Source organism: Nitratireductor sp. ATLC21 (assembly GCF_057196525.1).
This window is the reverse complement of record NZ_JBXUOU010000004.1, coordinates 106,204-121,671: the sequence shown is the minus strand read 5'-3', so window position 1 is coordinate 121,671 and position 15,468 is coordinate 106,204. Positions and strand designations below refer to the sequence as shown.

The window sequence follows — 15,468 nt, the reverse complement described above, 5'->3', positions numbered from 1 at the left end:
CGGCCGACCGAAGGAAGAGCCGGGACCCATTGAGAGGCACGGCCGATCTCTGCAGAAGGTGTGGGTGATGCCAGTTCGCGTTCGAACCGGAGCCGGGCCGCGCTCCACGATGTTCTTCCAATGGGTCCCGGACAGCCCTTCGGGCTTCCGGGATGACGCCGTTTGCGAGACAACACAACGAGATGCAGTTGCCGATTGCGACGGGACTGTTTGTAAGCTGGGTATACAACAGCACTGTCATTTCATCCCTCCCGCTTCTTGAGGCGCGGGTCCAGCATGTCGCGCGCGGTGTCGCCGAGAAGATTGATCGACAGGATGCACAGCGAAAGCATGAGCCCGGGCCAGAAAATGAGCGAAGGCTTCAATTGGAAATACACGCGGCCTTCGGCCATGATGTTGCCCCATGTGGGAATTTCGGTCGAAACACCCGCCCCCAGAAAGGAGAGGATCGCTTCGGTGAGGATGGCTGACGCGCAGATATAGGTGCCCTGCACGATGAGCGGCGCGAGCGTGTTCGGCATCAAATGCTGCCACAGGATTTTCGGCATGGAGGAACCGAGCGCGATGGCCGCTTCCACATAGGGTTCCTCGCGCGCCGAAAGCACCACCGAACGCACCAGCCGCACGACACGCGGTATCTCGGGAATGGTGATCGCGCCCATGACCGACCAGATGCTCGGCCCGTTGAGCGCGACCAGCGCAATGGCGAGCAGGATCGAGGGGATGGCCATCAGGCTGTCCATGATGCGCATGATGATGGCATCCGCCATCCGGAAAAAGCCGGAGACAAGGCCGATCAGAAGGCCGATCATCACGCTGACAATCGCTGCCGAGATGCCGATGAAGAGCGAGACACGCCCACCGGTGATGACACGCGAAAGCACGTCACGCCCATAGGCGTCGGTGCCAAGCGGATAGGTTTCGCTCGGTCCCTTGAGGCGCTGGAGGGCGTCGATGGCCATGGGATCGTGCGGCACGATCAGCGGTGCGAGCACCGAAAGCATGACAATGATTGCAAGCACGATGGCCGCGATGATCGGGCCGGCGCCGAGCCGCCAGCCGCGTGGAAGGGCAATGGCGCCAAAGAGCCACTGCATGCGGGATGCGGGTTGATGTGAAGCGGCCATCAGTAGCGGATCCTCGGATCGAAGAATGTGTAGGAAAGATCGATGAGCAGGTTGATCAGAACATAGAGACCGCTCGTCAAAAGGATCATGCCCTGGATGACGGGATAGTCGCGGGCCAGAATGGCATCGACGGTCAGGCGGCCGATGCCGGGAATGTTGAACACGCTTTCCGTCACCACCACGCCGCCGATCAGGAGCGCGAAACCGGTGCCGATGATCGTCATGATCGGCACGGCCGCGTTTGCCAGTGCATGGCGGAAAAGGACCATCGTTTCCTTCACGCCCTTGGCGCGCGCGGTGCGGATGTAATCCTCGCCCAGCACCTCAAGCATGGACGCGCGTGTCATGCGGGCGATCAGCGCCACATAGATGGTGGCAAGCGTCAGGCATGGCAGAATGGCGCGGGAGAGGAATTTCCCAAAATCCTCCGATGGCGCGACATAGCCCTGAACGGGAAACCAGCGCAGCTCGATCGAGAAGATCTTGATGAAGATGTAGCCGATGACAAAGACGGGAATGGAAAAGCCCAGAACCGAGAAGGTCATCACCGCATAGTCGACCCAGGTGCGGTGCCGCCATGCGGCGAGCACGCCCATAGGCACGGCAATCAGCACCGAAAGCAGGATCGTCAGCACGGCGATGTTGACCGTCGGCCAGATGCGTTGCCCGATCATCTGGGTGACAGGCGTGCTGGAAATGAGAGAGGTGCCGAGTTCACCCTGAAGAAGCAGCCCCACCCATGTGATGAACTGTTCGTGCAAGGGGTCGGCGAGGCCAAGCGAGGTGCGGATGCGCTCAAGCTGGGCAGGTGTGGCCATGTCGCCGGCAATGATCGCCGCCGGGTCACCCGGGGTGAGCCGCAGCAGGAGGAAAACGAAGATGGCGACAATGGTCATGACCGGGATGACGGCCAGGATGCGTCTGGTGATGTAGCCTAACATCGAAACGTGATGTCCTTTGACACGCGCTTTGAATATAAAAAACGGGGCGCGCGATCCCCATCAGGGAGATCGAGGAAACCGCGCCGGGCAAGAGCCCGAATGCCCCGGAGGTGACCCCGCCCGGCAACCAGGTGGGGCGGGTTCTCAGGCGATCACTCCGCCTTTTCGATGTTCCAGAACACTGGTACCGGCGACGGGATCATGCCGGTCAGCTTGTTGCTGCGCGCCTGTGGCATGATGTACTGGCCAAGCGGCACGTAGAGGACGTTCTCCAGCGTGTGCTTCTGGATTTCGACCGCCACTTCCTTCTGCTTTTCCGGCGTGTCGGCGGCGATGAAGGCGGCGCGCAGTTCTTCCACCTTCTCGTCTTCCGGCCAGCCGAACCATGCGGCATCGCCACGGCCGTTCAGCATGGGGCTGATGAGGGGCGAGTTGATCTCCGGCACCATCCAGTTGGTGAAGAAGATGTTCCAGCCGCCTTCGGAAGGTTTCGACTGGCTGGCGCGGCGGGTGACGAGCGTCTGCCAGTCCATCGCCTGCATGTCGACATTGAAGCCGGCCTCGCGCATGGCCTGTGCGGCCACCACGGGCTGCGCCGTCAGGCTCACCACATCGGTCGGCTGCATCAGGACAATCGGCGTGTTGTCGTAGCCGGCCTCTTCAAGCAGCTTCTTCGCACCCTCGACATCGCCACCGGATGTGAGCGTGTTCGAGCCGGATTCGTCGCCCAGCGGCGTGCCGCAACCGAAGATCGCGCCGCACACCTTGTAATAGTCCGGATTGCCGATCAGCGTGGCGAGCACCGCTTCCTGGCTGAGCGCCATCTGCGCTGCCTGGCGGATCTTCACATTGTCGAAGGGCGGGTGCTTGAAGTTCATGCGCCCGATCGTCTGGTAACCAAGATCGTCGCGCGTCTCGACCGTCACGTCCTCGCTGGTTTCAAGCAGCGGCAGAAGGTCGATCTGCACCTGCTCGATATAGTCGATCTCACCGGACAGGAGCGCGTTGATGCCGGTCTGCGCGTCGGGCATCGTCACCCATTTCACCACGTCGACCTTCACGTTCTTGCCGCCGGCCATCCAGCTCGCCTCGCCCTCGCGCGGGACATAATCCTCGAACTTGCGATAGGTGACTGAAACGCCGGGCTGATACTCATCCGCCACGAACACGAAGGGACCGGAGCCCGTATAGTCGGTGATCGCCTCGTCGGCGGAACCGCTGGCCACGCGCTCGGGCATGATGAAGGGCGGCACGGCCGATTGTTTGCCCACCGTGTCGAGCAATGCCGGGAACGGGGTCTTGAGCTTCCAGACAATCGTCTTGTCGTCGGTCGCCTCGAGGCTCTCGGTCACGTCGAAGATGAGCTGGCCGCCCGAGTCCCGCTTGCCCCAGCGCTGAAGCGAAGCCACCGCATCGGCTGCCGTCACCGGCGCACCGTCATGGAATTTCAGCCCGTCGCGCAGGGTGAACGTGTAGGTGAGATTGTCGTCGGAAATGGTCCAGTCGGCCATCTGCGGCTGCGGCGCAAAGTTCTCGTCCACCGCCACCAGCACGTCATAGACCATGTAGCCATGGTTGCGGGTGATGTGGGCGGTGGTGATGATCGGGTCAAGCACGCGCAGGCCCGAATGCATGACGGCGGTGATCGTCTTGTCCTGGGCGAGCGCCGGCGTGGCTGCGCCAAGTCCGGCCATGAGCGCGGCGCCGGCGGCAAGGCCCAGCGACACGCCACGGGCGTGGTTTCTTAAATGCTGAAGTCTATCGTGAAGACGCGACATGATGTTCCCTCTTTTGTTGAGAATGAAGTTTTGGTCGTCGTAACGTCTTGAACGCGGTTCTCCCGCCGCGCTGATTTATGTCTCCCGCTATCCCTCCATCGCCAGCGCTTCGCCCGCCGCACGGCGGAAAACCGGTCCGTTGGGCGAAAGGCGCATTCCCTCGGCAAGCTTCGTCCACGGCAGGTCCGCCGGGTCGAGCGGCATCGGCCCCGGTGCCGTACACACCAGAACCGTCTCGGCGATGGGATCGAAATCGGCGCGAAAATGCACCGAGCTCTTGTTGACCAGAATGGCCATTTCCGTCGGTTCGATGCCGACGAAACGATACATGGCAAGATCCGCCATTTGCGCCTTGTGCGTGGCGACGACGATCTTCACGCCGTCGATCGCGAGGCAGGCGGACGGTCCCACATTCATATGCGTGCCGCCATAATAGGGGCCGGTCGCATGCAGGTCGCCATTGGAAAGTTTCTCTAAACGGAACGTGCCTGTGAAAGGCTCGTCGCCGGGAATGCCGGACTGCCCGCCGAGCGGGATCGTGATCTCGGCCCCCTCCCCCGCCGCATGGGCGGCGCGTGCGGCCTGCGGATCGACGATCATGCCGATCGCGGCGCGTTCCGCGCCGTTTCGCAAGAGCGCACGCAGCATGCCCGTCGTGTTGGAATCGCCGCCGGCTCCCGGATTGTCCTGCGTGTCGGCGATCACCACCGGGCGCGTTGCCGTCTGTGCAATACGCATGGCCTCGCGCACCCCTTCATCGGGGCCGTAGGCGCGGCCGGCAAAGGCCGCTTCCGCGTCCATGATGCTCTGATAAAGCCGGTCGGCGGCCCGGTCCGCCTCTGCCTGCGTCTCGGCATAGGCGATCACGGTCTGTCCGCAGTCTGCAATGTCGGCCGCCGGAAAACCCATCCAGTAGGAAACGCTCGCAACATCACCCGTCTCAAGCGCCGCCACCTCCTCATAGAGGCTCCTTGCCGGCTCGATGAAGGTGCATTGCCATGGAATGGAGGTCAGATAGGGCAGCCTGCGAAAGGCGTACGCAAACGGTCTGCCGCGCGCCATCAGCCGGTCGAGCCCTTCGGCGGCGCGCCTTCCCGTCTCGGCCATGTCCACATGCGGATAGGTGCGAAAGGCGACGAGAAGATCGGCCTCGTCCACCATGCGCTCACTGGTGTTACCGTGCAGGTCGAGGCTGACGGCGATCGGCACGTCCGGCCCCACCACAGCGCGCACCCGGGCGATCAGTTCCCCCTCCCCGTCATCCAGATGCTCGGCCACCATGGCGCCATGCAGATCCAGACAAACGCCATCAAGCGGCCCGGCTTCGGCAATGCCCTCGACAATCTCGCCGGCAATTCGCTCATAGGCATCGCGCGTGACATGCGCCGAGGGGATGGCCCCCGTCCACAGGATGGGCACCATCTCCCAGCCCGCCTTCTGCCCATGGGCCACAGCGCCCGAAATACCCAGATTGACACCCGGGCAGCGCTTCAGGATTTCGTCGCCGCGCGAGATGGGAAGATACCCTCCTCCCTGTTCGAAATTTGCGTAACTGGCGCGTGAGGGCGCGAACGTGTTGGTCTCGTGCAGGAAACCGGCGAGCGCGACCCTTTTGCTCATGCCGCTTCCGCCTTGGTCGAACTGCCAGCCCAGATAGAACGCCGCATTTTCACGCCCCGCTTCTCAACGACTGCATTTTCGGGTCGACGCCCGGAAAATGCGTGATAGGGTGGGAGACAATGTATCGCTGTACGATACACTCGTATCGTTATTACGATAGATGTGCAGCGGTTGAGGAGTCAAACGAATTTTGGCGAAACCGGAGGCCGGGCGTGCGGTATATTCAGAAGGCGGAATATGGGGTGCCGCCGAGCACCAGCATCGATGAGAGCGATCCTCTCTTCGTGCAGGCCATTGCCCGCGCCATGCAGGTGCTTTCCACGTTTCACGAGGCCGGCAAGCCGCTGACCCTCAACGAGATCGCTGCTGCGGGCGGCATGGGCAAAAGCGCTGCCCAGCGGGTTGTCCACACGCTGCGTCAGCTTGGCTATATTGACCGGGATGCGGATGATCGCGGCTATGTGCCTGGCATCCGCATTCTCGATCACACGCGCGACTATCTGCGGATGAACCCCCTGGTCGCCCGCGCCTCGCCGGTGTTGATGGAACTGCGCCGGAATGTGCGCGAGCGTGTGGACCTCAGCCTTCGCGACGGGCTCAGGCTTGTCTATGCCGCGCGTCTTCAAAGCAAGCGCGAGACCTTTTTCGCCACGCTGGTCGGGCAGAGCGTGCCGATCTACTGCACGTCGGGTGGCCGCGCTGTCATGGCACATATGAGCGATGCCGAAGTGGACGAGATCATCGAACGTTCGGTGCGCCGCGAGATCACGCCCAAGACGATCACGGACCCCGCCGCGATCCGGGCGAAGGTCCAGGAGGCGCGCGAGAATGGCTATGCGCTGGCGCTTGAAGAGGTTCTGCAGGGCGAGATCGCGATTGCGACAGCATTGGTGGCGCCCGACGGCACGCCGCTTGGCGCCATCCACATAGCCGGCTCATTGAGTGAATGGGACGCAGAAAGCTTCTGCCGCCGTTTTGCTCCGCTGGCTGGTGAGGCCGCTGGCGCGATCAACAGGTTTTAACTGCCTTGGAACCTCCTCCCCTCCCCTCTCTCCCTTTGGGGGGCAAGCGCGGATATTTGAATGTTAAGGGGGGCTGTGCCTGGCAATCCGGTTTGCCTTCCGATTCTACCACCGGTCTGCAAGTGCTTCCCGCGGGCCGGGTTTTTTAAAACGGCTTTCGCCTCACAGATAAAAATTCGCCGGGGAAAGGAAGCCACTCCGGCGGTCACTTTCTTGCGGGTTTGTGCGTAAGTCACGGTAAGTGCGGCGATATTCGGTGCGCTGGCGCTCCCGTCAGGCAGTCACACGCGTGGCGTTAACCCTTTGTTAACCAAAAACTTCTTGACGCCGCCGCCGCTTCTCATGGCATTAGTAACGGTATTGAAGGCGATTGTTTGAAATCGGCGTAACCGTGATGCGGTTCTGTTAATAGCGGTTATTTCCGGTTTCAGGCAAAGTCGTAGCGCGTCTGCTTTTTCAGCGTATCTTGGCTCCCAGCCGTAGGCCACTCGCCCAGCGGCTGCGAATCGGGTTACGTTGCGCGATGAGTTCCCGTGTTCGGGTTCCGGCGTCGGGGGCAGGATTGAGCATAGCGCGCTGCAGTCGCCAGTGAAATGCCTCCCGTTGACAGCTGTCAACGATGGCGGACCTGAAAGATTGACGAGGAGCAGCGCGGCATGGATATCGCCAGCGACCATGAAGGAGTGCGGGAGTTGGACAAGGTGGCGGAGGCAGCGATGGGAGGCACGGAGGGGCGCGATGCGCTCGCGGCCGATGAGGCCATCGCGGCAGATGCCGCCCGTCTTTCCGAGCAGTTGCGCGTCATGCGCGACCGGCTCTTTCCGCCGGCTGCGCAAAAGACGCTTCGCACATTTTCAAGCGGTGAGGCAGCGAAGCTCATCGGTGTTTCCGATGGCTATCTGCGGCAGCTCTCAATCGCCGGCGAAGGGCCGCAGCCCGAGACAGGCGCGGGCGGCAGGCGCTATTATTCGCTGGCCGACATCAATGCACTGCGCCATCACCTGGCGGCTCAGGCCCGCTCCAAGGGCAATCTCGCCAAGGCGCGCTCCTACGTGAAATGGCGCGATCCGGAACGCGAGCACCTTCAGGTCATTTCCGTGACCAACTTCAAGGGCGGTTCGGGCAAGACGACGACAAGCGCCCATATGGCGCAGCATCTTGCCTTGTCGGGTTATCGCGTGCTCGCGGTCGATCTTGATCCGCAGGCCTCACTCTCGGCCCTCTTCGGCTATCAGCCGGAGATCGATCTTTCGGGCAATGACACGCTCTATGGCGCGATCCGCTATGACGAAGAGCGACGCCCGCTTTCCCAGATCATCCGCAAGACCTATTTCGACGGTCTCGATCTGGTGCCCGGCAATCTCGAGCTTCATGAGTTCGAACACACGACCCCGCGCATGCTGGCAGAACGGCAGGCGGGCGGCGGTGCGGATGATTTCTTCTTCGCGCGCATCCAGGCCGCCCTCGCCTCGGTCGCCGATGATTACGACGTGGTGGTGATCGACTGTCCGCCGCAGCTCGGGTTCCTGACCCTTTCGGCGCTGTGCGCATCCACATCGGTGATCGTCACCGTGCATCCGCAGATGCTGGATGTCGCCTCCATGAGCCAGTTCCTCTACATGACGGCGGATCTCCTGTCTGTGGTGCGCGAGGCGGGCGGATCACTCAATTTCGATTTCCTCCGCTATCTGGTCACACGCTACGAGCCGAATGACGGCCCGCAGACGCAGATCGTCGGCTTCCTGCGGTCGCAGTTCGGCGAGCGCGTGCTGACTGCACCCATGGTGAAATCGACCGCCATTTCCGATGCCGGTCTCACCAAGCAGACGCTCTATGAGGTCGGCCGGGACAATTTCACACGCTCCACCTATGACCGCGCCATGGAAGCGTTGACATCTGTCAACGCCGAGGTCGAGGCGCTGGTGGAAGCGGCCTGGGGCCGCAATGCGGCGGGAGAGGCCGCATGAGCAAGCGCAAGGATCATCTCAAGGCGCTGTTTGGCGGCTCAGGCGAGGGCAACGCACCCTCGCCTGCACCCGAACCGAAATCTATGCCGCGCGCGCCGGAAACGAAATCGGCTCCAACGCCGGTCAAGGCAGACCCCGTGCCGCGCAGTTCGTCCGGTGCGGTGAAGGCGATGGGGCTTACGCTCTCATCCATGACCCGCGAAGTGGAGGATGCCCGCGCCATCCGCGAGAGCCTGGCGAAGGGTGAGCGCATCGTCGAGGTCGATCCGGAACTGATCGATCCCTCGCTCGTGCGCGATCGCCTGAGCCGTGAGGATGATGGCGACGAGGATTTCAATGCTCTTGTCGAAAGCGTGCGGGAAAACGGCCAGCAGGTGCCGGTTCTGCTGCGCCCTCACCCGACTGAAACCGGACGCTTTCAGGTCGCCTATGGCCATCGCCGTGTGCGTGCAGCCGCACGCCTCAAGCGTCCCGTTCAGGCCATCGTGCGTACGCTCAATGACGATGAGCTGGTGCTGGCGCAAGGCAAGGAAAACACGGAGCGGCGCAATCTCTCCTTCATCGAGCGGGCCTTTTTTGCCGATGCATTGATGCGTCATGGCTTCGACCGCGGTGTCGTCCAGCGCGCATTGTCATTGCACAAGGCGGAGATGACCCGTCTGCTCCAGGTGGCCGAAGCCGTCCCCGCGCAGATCGCCAACGCCATTGGCCCTGCTCCCAAAGCCGGCCGGCCACGCTGGATGGCGCTTGCGGAGTTTTTGAAGCGTGAGGCTGCCGTCGTCATCGCGCAGGATGAAATCACGTCCGTGGCGTTTCGGGCTGCTGATTCCGACGAGCGTTTTCGCAGGCTCTATGAGCGGCTGGCCAAGCGCGCATCAGCGCGCGGCAAGAAGACGGAAAAGGCTCGTGCGATCGAGGATGGAAAGGGGCGCACACTGGCCCGCGTCACGCTCGGTGCCAAACCCCGTTTCGATTTCGATGAAAAGGCCCTTCCGGGCTTTGCAGACTATCTGGCCGAGCACCTGCCGGAGCTGGCCGAGCGTTTCGACAAGGAGCGAGCAAAAGAGACATAGCCGATCAGCCGCCCCCGGGCGGCGAGACCATCCCGGCCAAAAAAAAAAGCCGGATCACGAGGAGCAAAGAGGACTGAGCTAGAAGAAAAACCGCAAGAAAAAAGGCCCCCAGAACGTTGCCATTCCGGAAGCCCCTTTCGATGTAGCAATCTGAAAGAATCACTTCCGTCGTGCAAAGTCAAGCATCGGAGCGTTCCGGTGAGCGTCTTTTTCTTGCCTGAAGCAAGGTGAGACAATGACGGACAGATTTGCAATCTCGCCATTCGGCGGGAAAGGGATGGCGCGTGCCCAATTCCTGGTCAACGAACAGGTGCGGCGGGCGCGAAAAGCCCTGAATGAACACGCCACAGAGGCGCAATCTCCATTGGAACACGCGGTAGACAAGTGGCAATTGCTGCGCGCCGTGACCGAGGCTCGGCTCGTGCTTGGGCTTTCGGACAGGACGATCGTCGTGCTGGAGGCGCTGGCAAGTTTCAGCACCGAACGCCAGCTCGATCCATCGGGCGATCTGGTGGTGTTTCCCTCGAATGCCGAGCTTTCCCTCCGGGCACGCGGCATGGCGCCGGCGACGCTGCGGCGGCATCTGGCGGCGCTCGTGAAGGCCGGGCTCATCCTGCGGCGCGACAGTGCCAATGGAAAGCGCTATGCGCGGCGCAGCGAGGAGGGGCAGATCGAGGAGGCCTTCGGCTTCGATCTCGCACCGCTCGTCATGCGCGCTTGTGAGATCGAGACCCATGCGGCCGAGGCACGGCGTCTGGCGCGCGCCATCCGGGCGCTCAGAAGCGAAATCACCATCCATCTGCGCGACATTGCCGCGATCGTTGAGGCGGCGGCTGAAGAGGGCAGGGGACGTTCATTCGCGCCCTATGCGGAGCGCCTGGCCGCACTTTCCGGCCGGCTTGGCCGCAACACCGACTGGGAAACGCTGAAAGCCCGCCGTGATGCCCTCCTGGCTTTGCGCAACGACGTGGAAAAAGCCTATCTGGAAGGTCTGAGCGAAGCCGATCTGGAGGCCCGTGAAGCAGGCCACATGGTTAATGAAAACATAAATATGAGCGCCAATGACACTCAAAATGAGCGCCATATTCATAATTCAAACCCAGAATCCCAATTCGAAACCTACCAGGAAAAAGTTGAAGCGGGGCCGATGCCGCCCGACCTTGAAACCAAATCGGCGGTTGAAAGCAATCACGACACCGCATCCGGCCAAAGGGGAGGACGCCGAAAGCCGGAAGCGGAGGGAAGCGGCCAGAAACCACCTGTCGGGTTCGAAACGGTGGCGTCTGCCTGCCCGCAAATGCGCGATTATGCGCCGGACGGGCTGTCAGACTGGCGCGACCTGATGAAAGCGGCCGAAACCGTTCGCTCCATGCTCGGGGTTTCACCGGATGCCTGGGCCGAAGCGCGCGCCGAAATGGGCGACATCAATGCGGCAATCACGATTGCGGCGATGCTGGAGCGTGCGGAGGTCATTCGCTCGCCCGGCGGCTATCTCCGACGGCTGACGGAGCGGGCGAATTCGGGCGCGTTTTCTGTGAAACCGATGCTGAATGCGCTGATTTCAGCCCGTCAAAAGGCGGTTTTGGAGAAAAATTAGCGTTTTGCCGCGTTTCTTGAATTCATATTTTGAGCGCATATTTCTTGCTCTGAGCTCAATTTGTGTTCATTATGGTGTCGAGATATGGAGGCTGAGGCGATGACAGCGACGGATTTTGATTTCGCGGCGGGGCATTTTGCCGACGAAAAAACACCCTTTCTATCCGCCCGCCGGGTGTCGGAACTGCTCGGCGTGACCATGGTTGAGCTCTCGCGCCTGATCGGTGTGGCGCGCAACACGCTGACGGCGAAATCCGGCCAGCGCAAGGTGGATCAGGCGCTGAGCCCGGTCGTGCGCATTCTCGCCATGGCCACGGAAATGGCCGGCAATGAGCACCGGGCGGTGATCTGGTTCAAACACCAACCGATCCCGGGCTGGGCGGGCAAGACCGCCTATGATCTGGTCGGCGAAGGCAAGGCCGACAAGGTTCTCGCCTATCTCGAAGCGGTGCGCGCCGGCGTTTATGCCTGAGGATTTGCGGACCGAAACCCTCTGGCGCGCCTATGTTCCGCGCTGGGCCCATGCACCCCTTTCAGGCGCTGGGGCGGCGCGGTTCGGTGGGCGCTGGAACCCGGTGGGTGCACAGGCGATCTATGCCGCGCGCGAACTTTCAACGGCCTGGGCGGAGTATAATCAAGGCTTTGTGCAGCATCCCGCGCTCATTGCGCAGCTCACGCTCTCCGACGCACGGCTGGCCGATTTGACGAATGCGGCAGTCATGAAGGTGCTTGGTGTTTCGCCGGATATCCATCAATGCGAGTGGCGGGCCGAAATGGATGAGGGCCGTGTGCCTGAAACACATCGTGTGCGTGAAACCCTTATGGAAAAAGGCTTTCACGGGGTCATTTACCCCTCCTACATGTCACCCGGCGGAAGCTGTGTGGCGCTGTGGCAATGGAACGGGGAGGGGAGGCCGGTTCTTTCCGTCACCGACCCCGAGCACAGGCTTCCGAAGGACGCCGCCTCTTGGCTTTAGTTACCTGTAACCGCGGCGCTCCTTGATTTTCCTGAGCCGCAAGAGTGCGGCTTCGGCCGACTTGGTGTTGTCGAACAGGTTGATCTTGAACTGCCCGCGCGTGCCGATCCGCCCCCATTGGCGGACAAGTGCTGCATCGCCGAAAAGGGTCGGCTCAACGGAAAGCGTGTAATAACGCGCCATGTTGCGGGCGGGGTCGACGCGTCTCAAGGAGCATTGATGCGGGTTGATAGACATGCCGCGACCGTTGCCCGGAACGGATGCGCAGGTCCAACGCATTTCGTGAATCGATTGCCGGCAACCGATTCACGTCACTGATCAATCATAGACCGCTCGCCTTGGTGAGATTGACGCGAAACCGGTCGCGGCGTCGCTGATAGCGGCGCGTCATTTCCGCACTCGTGTGGCCGAGTTGCTTTTGCACGAAACGCTCATCCACTTCCGCGGAGGAGGCGAGGCCGGCCCGCAGGGAATGGCCCGAAAACAACTTCTCCCGCTCCTTCTCGGGAAGGTCGGCACGCAAACCCGCATCGAATGCGGCCCGCTTGACCAGGCGGGCAATGTGCCTGTCATTGAGCCGGCTTTCTTCAACCGCGCTCTGGCCGCGAATCCTGCGGAAGAGCGGGCCGTGGGCGATGCGCCCGAGCCGCATCCACGTCTTTAGCGCTTCCACGGGGCAGGAACGGTCAGCCGAACCGCGACCGATTTCCACCTCGCGCCAGCCCGTCTTGCCGCGCAGGGTGATCAAGGCCCCCTTGTCGAAGATCTCCACCCAGCCACTGCCATCCTCGGTCTGGTCGGGGCCTGTATCGAGCCCGACGATCTCGGAACGGCGCAGACCGCCGGCAAAACCGACAAGCAGGATGGCCCTGTCCCGGAGACCGCGCAGATCGTTGGACAAGGTTTCGATCATGGTGAGGATGTCTTCTGCGAGGAGCGCTTCTTTCTGAACGGGCGGGCGGCCATGCCTGCGGCGGATGCCGGCAAAGACCTCGGTGATGTGCGGATCCTTGCGATCGAGCCTGTCTCCCCGCTGCGAGTAGCTCTGGGAGAGGCCGGAAAGCCTGCGTTCCAGTGTGGAAACAGTCGGACGCGGATTGCTGGAGGCACAGGCGGAGAGATAAAGGCCAACCACGCGCGGATCAGCGGGAAGCGGAGAATAGCCCGAGCGGCGGCACCAGGAAGCGAAGTGACGCCAGTCGGCCGCATAGGCGCGCTGCGTCGCTTCCGATCGCGCCGCCCGCGCGTAATTGCGCGCCGTCTCGACGAGGGGATCACCGGAGATTGGCGGGGAAGGGGAGGGGCTCTCCTCATCCATCGCGAGCACCAGGTCGACAATGTCGGGCAGGTCTGAATTGTCTATGGCGGCTTTGCGGGATTTTAACGCAAAAGCCTCATCTTCTGACGCGACAGATTCTGAGTCCGCTGGTGCTTCAGACGCTGCAGGCTGGTCCAAGCCTCGCCTTCGCGGATTTTGCTCGTTGTCAGAGGTCATTTTCGGCCTGTTGTCTCTGATGTCTGATAATACAATCTTATCGGACATAAAACGGGAAAGACAAGCTGTGCGGTTTTGCGCAGAATTTCTGGCATAAACTGCTCAACCGCTTTATTCTACAAAGATGGATTCGTCTTTGCCCGCCTCTCCGTCAAGCCTGATCCTGCCCAGGTGGGCAATGCCACGCAAGGCCGCTTCAGGCTTGAGTGATGCCGGGTTTGCAGCCGGCATCGCGCTCAAAACACTGGACGATCTGGTGCGCAGCGAACCGGCCTGGGCGGGCTGCTGGCGCGCGCGCCAGGCGCTGAAATGCGCCGCGGCGGCATCGAGGCTCTCGGGACGGGGTGAGGGCGAGAGTGCGCTGCGTGATGCGGTGCTTCTCACAGGGACCGGGGATGACCCGGGCCCTGCCGGCAAGATTTTCCTTGCCTACCGGCGCATGGCGACGCGTCGCTTTGCAATGTCATCGTCTACGATAGCGGAGCTTTCAGACTTGCTCGGCCTTGCGATGGGAGAGGAGGTCGAGGCTGTGTTGGACCACGCGGAAGCGGTGGTTCAGTCGGGTCGGGCCGCGCCCTTTGCTGCTGCAGAACTTGTACAAAGGATATTGACGCTACGCGCGGATGCCGAGCCGCTGGCGTGGGCGCTCGCGGATGGACTGACGGCAACGATGCTTGGCTGGTCTCGTCCCGTTCCGTTGCTCATGGCGGAACGCTATGGAGCGGCTTTCCGCGCGAGTGGCGCAACGGGGCGGATCGATCCGGGTGATCCGGGTTTCGCGACGGCCGTGTGCCTGGCGCTGGTTTCCGGCACAGAAGGTGCGCTCCGCTCGGCTGGTGAAATATCTCGTCGCGCCGGCACACTGGTTTCCGTGTTGCCGAAGCTGCGGACCAAGGGGGCGGGGATGGTCGTGCAGAAGCTGCTCGACGAAGATGCCCTTCCGGCCTCGGTGCCCGGCTGCAATCTCTCCCGCTGGGCCTCGAAACGCCTTTTCGAGCGGCTTGAGCATCTTGGAGCCGTGCGCGAACTCTCCGGCCGGTCATCATTCCGGATTTTCGGCCTGTGACCGCCTGTGGATAGCCGGATAATTTTTCACGCCCGCATCTTTTCCTGAACAATCGGCTTGCTTTCCGACACGGGATTTGGTTCGTACCTCACATCCACAGGGGTGCCGCGTATGGCCGCGGCTGAGATGAAGGTGCAAGCCTTCGGGCCCTAGAAGCTGATCTGGGTAATGCCAGCGGAGCAAGGAGGACCATCATGTTCGCAGGCGCGCAGCTTTCCCTTTATCCGATGACCGACGATTTCGTCGATGTCATCATGTCGTCGCTCTCGGCATTCGACCCCTGGCGTGATCGTCTGCGGATCGAAACCGACGATATCTCGACGCTGGTTGTCGGCCCGCCCGAAGTGCTCTTTCCGGCCCTCCGCGATTTCTATGTCGCCGCCGCCTCCACACGGCATCACGTCGTCATGCGCGCCACGCTCTCGCGCGGATGCCCCGGCGAGCCGGATGATCCGATCTGTGCGACCTCGGCGCTCGCCAACCCGTCCGAGCCTCTTGCCGACCGACAGAAGGCGGCACTTGCGGCGGTGGCCGATGCCAAGACCACGTCGGAGATCGCACGGGCCCAATTCTCGCTTTATGTGATGGGCGCCGGCGACCACATGGCCGAGATCATGGGCTGCATCGACTTCCTGAAGTCGAGCGGTGTCTTCGATCGTTCAAAGAATTTCTGTTCGCGCCTCATGGGGGACGCGGGGCCGGTTTTTGCGACGCTCGAACAGGCGTTTTGCCGCTTCGGACCGCCCGAGGGGCATGTCACGATCGACCTGACCGTGTCTGCCAACAGCCCTTCCACGGCCTGACCC

General features: G+C 62.0%; 14 protein-coding genes and 1 riboswitch. Of the genes, 8 read left to right on the top strand and 6 right to left on the bottom strand.

Going from position 1 to position 15,468, the window contains the following annotated elements; translation table 11 throughout:
- Nucleotides 1-242 precede the first annotated feature (242 nt).
- The 4 genes from AC2CHD_RS18540 to AC2CHD_RS18525 form a co-directional block, all read right to left on the bottom strand.
- Entirely contained in the window at nucleotides 243-1,097 is an 855-nt protein-coding gene (locus AC2CHD_RS18540; RefSeq protein ID WP_245291872.1) for an ABC transporter permease, read from the bottom strand.
- A gap of 29 nt (nucleotides 1,098-1,126) precedes the next feature.
- Entirely contained in the window at nucleotides 1,127-2,068 is a 942-nt protein-coding gene (locus AC2CHD_RS18535) for an ABC transporter permease (RefSeq protein WP_484554834.1), read from the bottom strand.
- Between the two features lie 152 nt (nucleotides 2,069-2,220).
- Entirely contained in the window at nucleotides 2,221-3,846 is a 1,626-nt protein-coding gene (locus tag AC2CHD_RS18530) for an ABC transporter substrate-binding protein (protein WP_484554833.1), read from the bottom strand.
- An 87-nt stretch (nucleotides 3,847-3,933) separates the two neighbouring features.
- On the bottom strand, nucleotides 3,934-5,466 hold the full coding sequence (locus AC2CHD_RS18525) for a M81 family metallopeptidase (protein ID WP_484554832.1): 1,533 nt from the start codon (nucleotides 5,464-5,466) through the stop codon (nucleotides 3,934-3,936).
- A gap of 212 nt (nucleotides 5,467-5,678) precedes the next feature.
- On the opposite strand from AC2CHD_RS18525, the gene AC2CHD_RS18520 reads away from it, so the two are divergent.
- The 6 genes from AC2CHD_RS18520 (at nucleotide 5,679) to AC2CHD_RS18495 (ending at nucleotide 12,101) form a co-directional block, all read left to right on the top strand.
- Nucleotides 5,679-6,488 carry an IclR family transcriptional regulator gene (locus AC2CHD_RS18520; protein ID WP_484554831.1) on the top strand — a complete coding sequence of 270 codons (810 nt, stop codon included), beginning with the start codon at nucleotides 5,679-5,681 and terminating at the stop codon, nucleotides 6,486-6,488.
- A 716-nt stretch (nucleotides 6,489-7,204) separates the two neighbouring features.
- Nucleotides 7,205-8,455: a plasmid partitioning protein RepA gene (gene repA, locus AC2CHD_RS18515; RefSeq protein ID WP_484554959.1), complete on the top strand. Its 1,251-nt coding sequence runs from the start codon at nucleotides 7,205-7,207 to the stop codon at nucleotides 8,453-8,455.
- On the top strand, nucleotides 8,452-9,528 hold the full coding sequence (repB, locus tag AC2CHD_RS18510) for a plasmid partitioning protein RepB (RefSeq protein ID WP_484554830.1): 1,077 nt from the start codon (nucleotides 8,452-8,454) through the stop codon (nucleotides 9,526-9,528). The genes repA and repB overlap by 4 nt, the downstream gene beginning before the upstream one ends.
- A 235-nt stretch (nucleotides 9,529-9,763) precedes the next feature.
- A complete protein-coding gene (repC, locus tag AC2CHD_RS18505) occupies nucleotides 9,764-11,125 on the top strand; it encodes a plasmid replication protein RepC (protein ID WP_484554829.1) in 1,362 nt (453 codons plus the stop codon).
- Nucleotides 11,126-11,224: 99 nt separating this feature from the next.
- The gene (locus tag AC2CHD_RS18500) at nucleotides 11,225-11,596 is read left to right on the top strand and encodes an MbcA/ParS/Xre antitoxin family protein (protein WP_223006480.1); all 372 of its coding nucleotides are present in this window, start codon (nucleotides 11,225-11,227) and stop codon (nucleotides 11,594-11,596) included.
- Nucleotides 11,589-12,101: an RES family NAD+ phosphorylase gene (locus tag AC2CHD_RS18495; RefSeq protein ID WP_229450735.1), complete on the top strand. Its 513-nt coding sequence runs from the start codon at nucleotides 11,589-11,591 to the stop codon at nucleotides 12,099-12,101. The genes AC2CHD_RS18500 and AC2CHD_RS18495 overlap by 8 nt, the downstream gene beginning before the upstream one ends.
- On the opposite strand, the gene AC2CHD_RS18490 is transcribed toward AC2CHD_RS18495, so the two are convergent.
- The gene (locus tag AC2CHD_RS18490; protein WP_484554828.1) at nucleotides 12,102-12,311 is read right to left on the bottom strand and encodes a WGR domain-containing protein; all 210 of its coding nucleotides are present in this window, start codon (nucleotides 12,309-12,311) and stop codon (nucleotides 12,102-12,104) included.
- A gap of 112 nt (nucleotides 12,312-12,423) precedes the next feature.
- Nucleotides 12,424-13,596 carry a tyrosine-type recombinase/integrase gene (locus AC2CHD_RS18485; protein ID WP_484554827.1) on the bottom strand — a complete coding sequence of 391 codons (1,173 nt, stop codon included), beginning with the start codon at nucleotides 13,594-13,596 and terminating at the stop codon, nucleotides 12,424-12,426.
- A gap of 124 nt (nucleotides 13,597-13,720) precedes the next feature.
- Between AC2CHD_RS18485 and AC2CHD_RS18480 the strand changes: the two genes are divergently transcribed.
- On the top strand, nucleotides 13,721-14,662 hold the full coding sequence (locus AC2CHD_RS18480) for a DUF1403 family protein (RefSeq protein WP_484554826.1): 942 nt from the start codon (nucleotides 13,721-13,723) through the stop codon (nucleotides 14,660-14,662).
- Nucleotides 14,663-14,750: 88 nt separating this feature from the next.
- Nucleotides 14,751-14,863, top strand: a riboswitch (TPP riboswitch).
- Nucleotides 14,857-15,465 carry a YkoF family thiamine/hydroxymethylpyrimidine-binding protein gene (locus AC2CHD_RS18475; protein ID WP_229450731.1) on the top strand — a complete coding sequence of 203 codons (609 nt, stop codon included), beginning with the start codon at nucleotides 14,857-14,859 and terminating at the stop codon, nucleotides 15,463-15,465. Its footprint overlaps the riboswitch before it by 7 nt.
- Nucleotides 15,466-15,468: the final 3 nt, after the last annotated feature.

Coding starts and splice junctions, on each gene's coding strand:
- AC2CHD_RS18475 (WP_229450731.1), top strand. CDS start 14,857: ATGTTCGCAGGCGCGCAGCTTTCCCTTTATCCGATGACCGACGATTTC.
- AC2CHD_RS18525 (WP_484554832.1), bottom strand. CDS start 5,466: ATGAGCAAAAGGGTCGCGCTCGCCGGTTTCCTGCACGAGACCAACACG.
- AC2CHD_RS18535 (WP_484554834.1), bottom strand. CDS start 2,068: ATGTTAGGCTACATCACCAGACGCATCCTGGCCGTCATCCCGGTCATG.
- AC2CHD_RS18500 (WP_223006480.1), top strand. CDS start 11,225: ATGACAGCGACGGATTTTGATTTCGCGGCGGGGCATTTTGCCGACGAA.
- AC2CHD_RS18480 (WP_484554826.1), top strand. CDS start 13,721: ATGGATTCGTCTTTGCCCGCCTCTCCGTCAAGCCTGATCCTGCCCAGG.
- AC2CHD_RS18540 (WP_245291872.1), bottom strand. CDS start 1,097: ATGCAGTGGCTCTTTGGCGCCATTGCCCTTCCACGCGGCTGGCGGCTC.
- AC2CHD_RS18495 (WP_229450735.1), top strand. CDS start 11,589: ATGCCTGAGGATTTGCGGACCGAAACCCTCTGGCGCGCCTATGTTCCG.
- AC2CHD_RS18530 (WP_484554833.1), bottom strand. CDS start 3,846: ATGTCGCGTCTTCACGATAGACTTCAGCATTTAAGAAACCACGCCCGT.
- repB (WP_484554830.1), top strand. CDS start 8,452: ATGAGCAAGCGCAAGGATCATCTCAAGGCGCTGTTTGGCGGCTCAGGC.
- repC (WP_484554829.1), top strand. CDS start 9,764: ATGACGGACAGATTTGCAATCTCGCCATTCGGCGGGAAAGGGATGGCG.
- repA (WP_484554959.1), top strand. CDS start 7,205: ATGGGAGGCACGGAGGGGCGCGATGCGCTCGCGGCCGATGAGGCCATC.
- AC2CHD_RS18485 (WP_484554827.1), bottom strand. CDS start 13,596: ATGACCTCTGACAACGAGCAAAATCCGCGAAGGCGAGGCTTGGACCAG.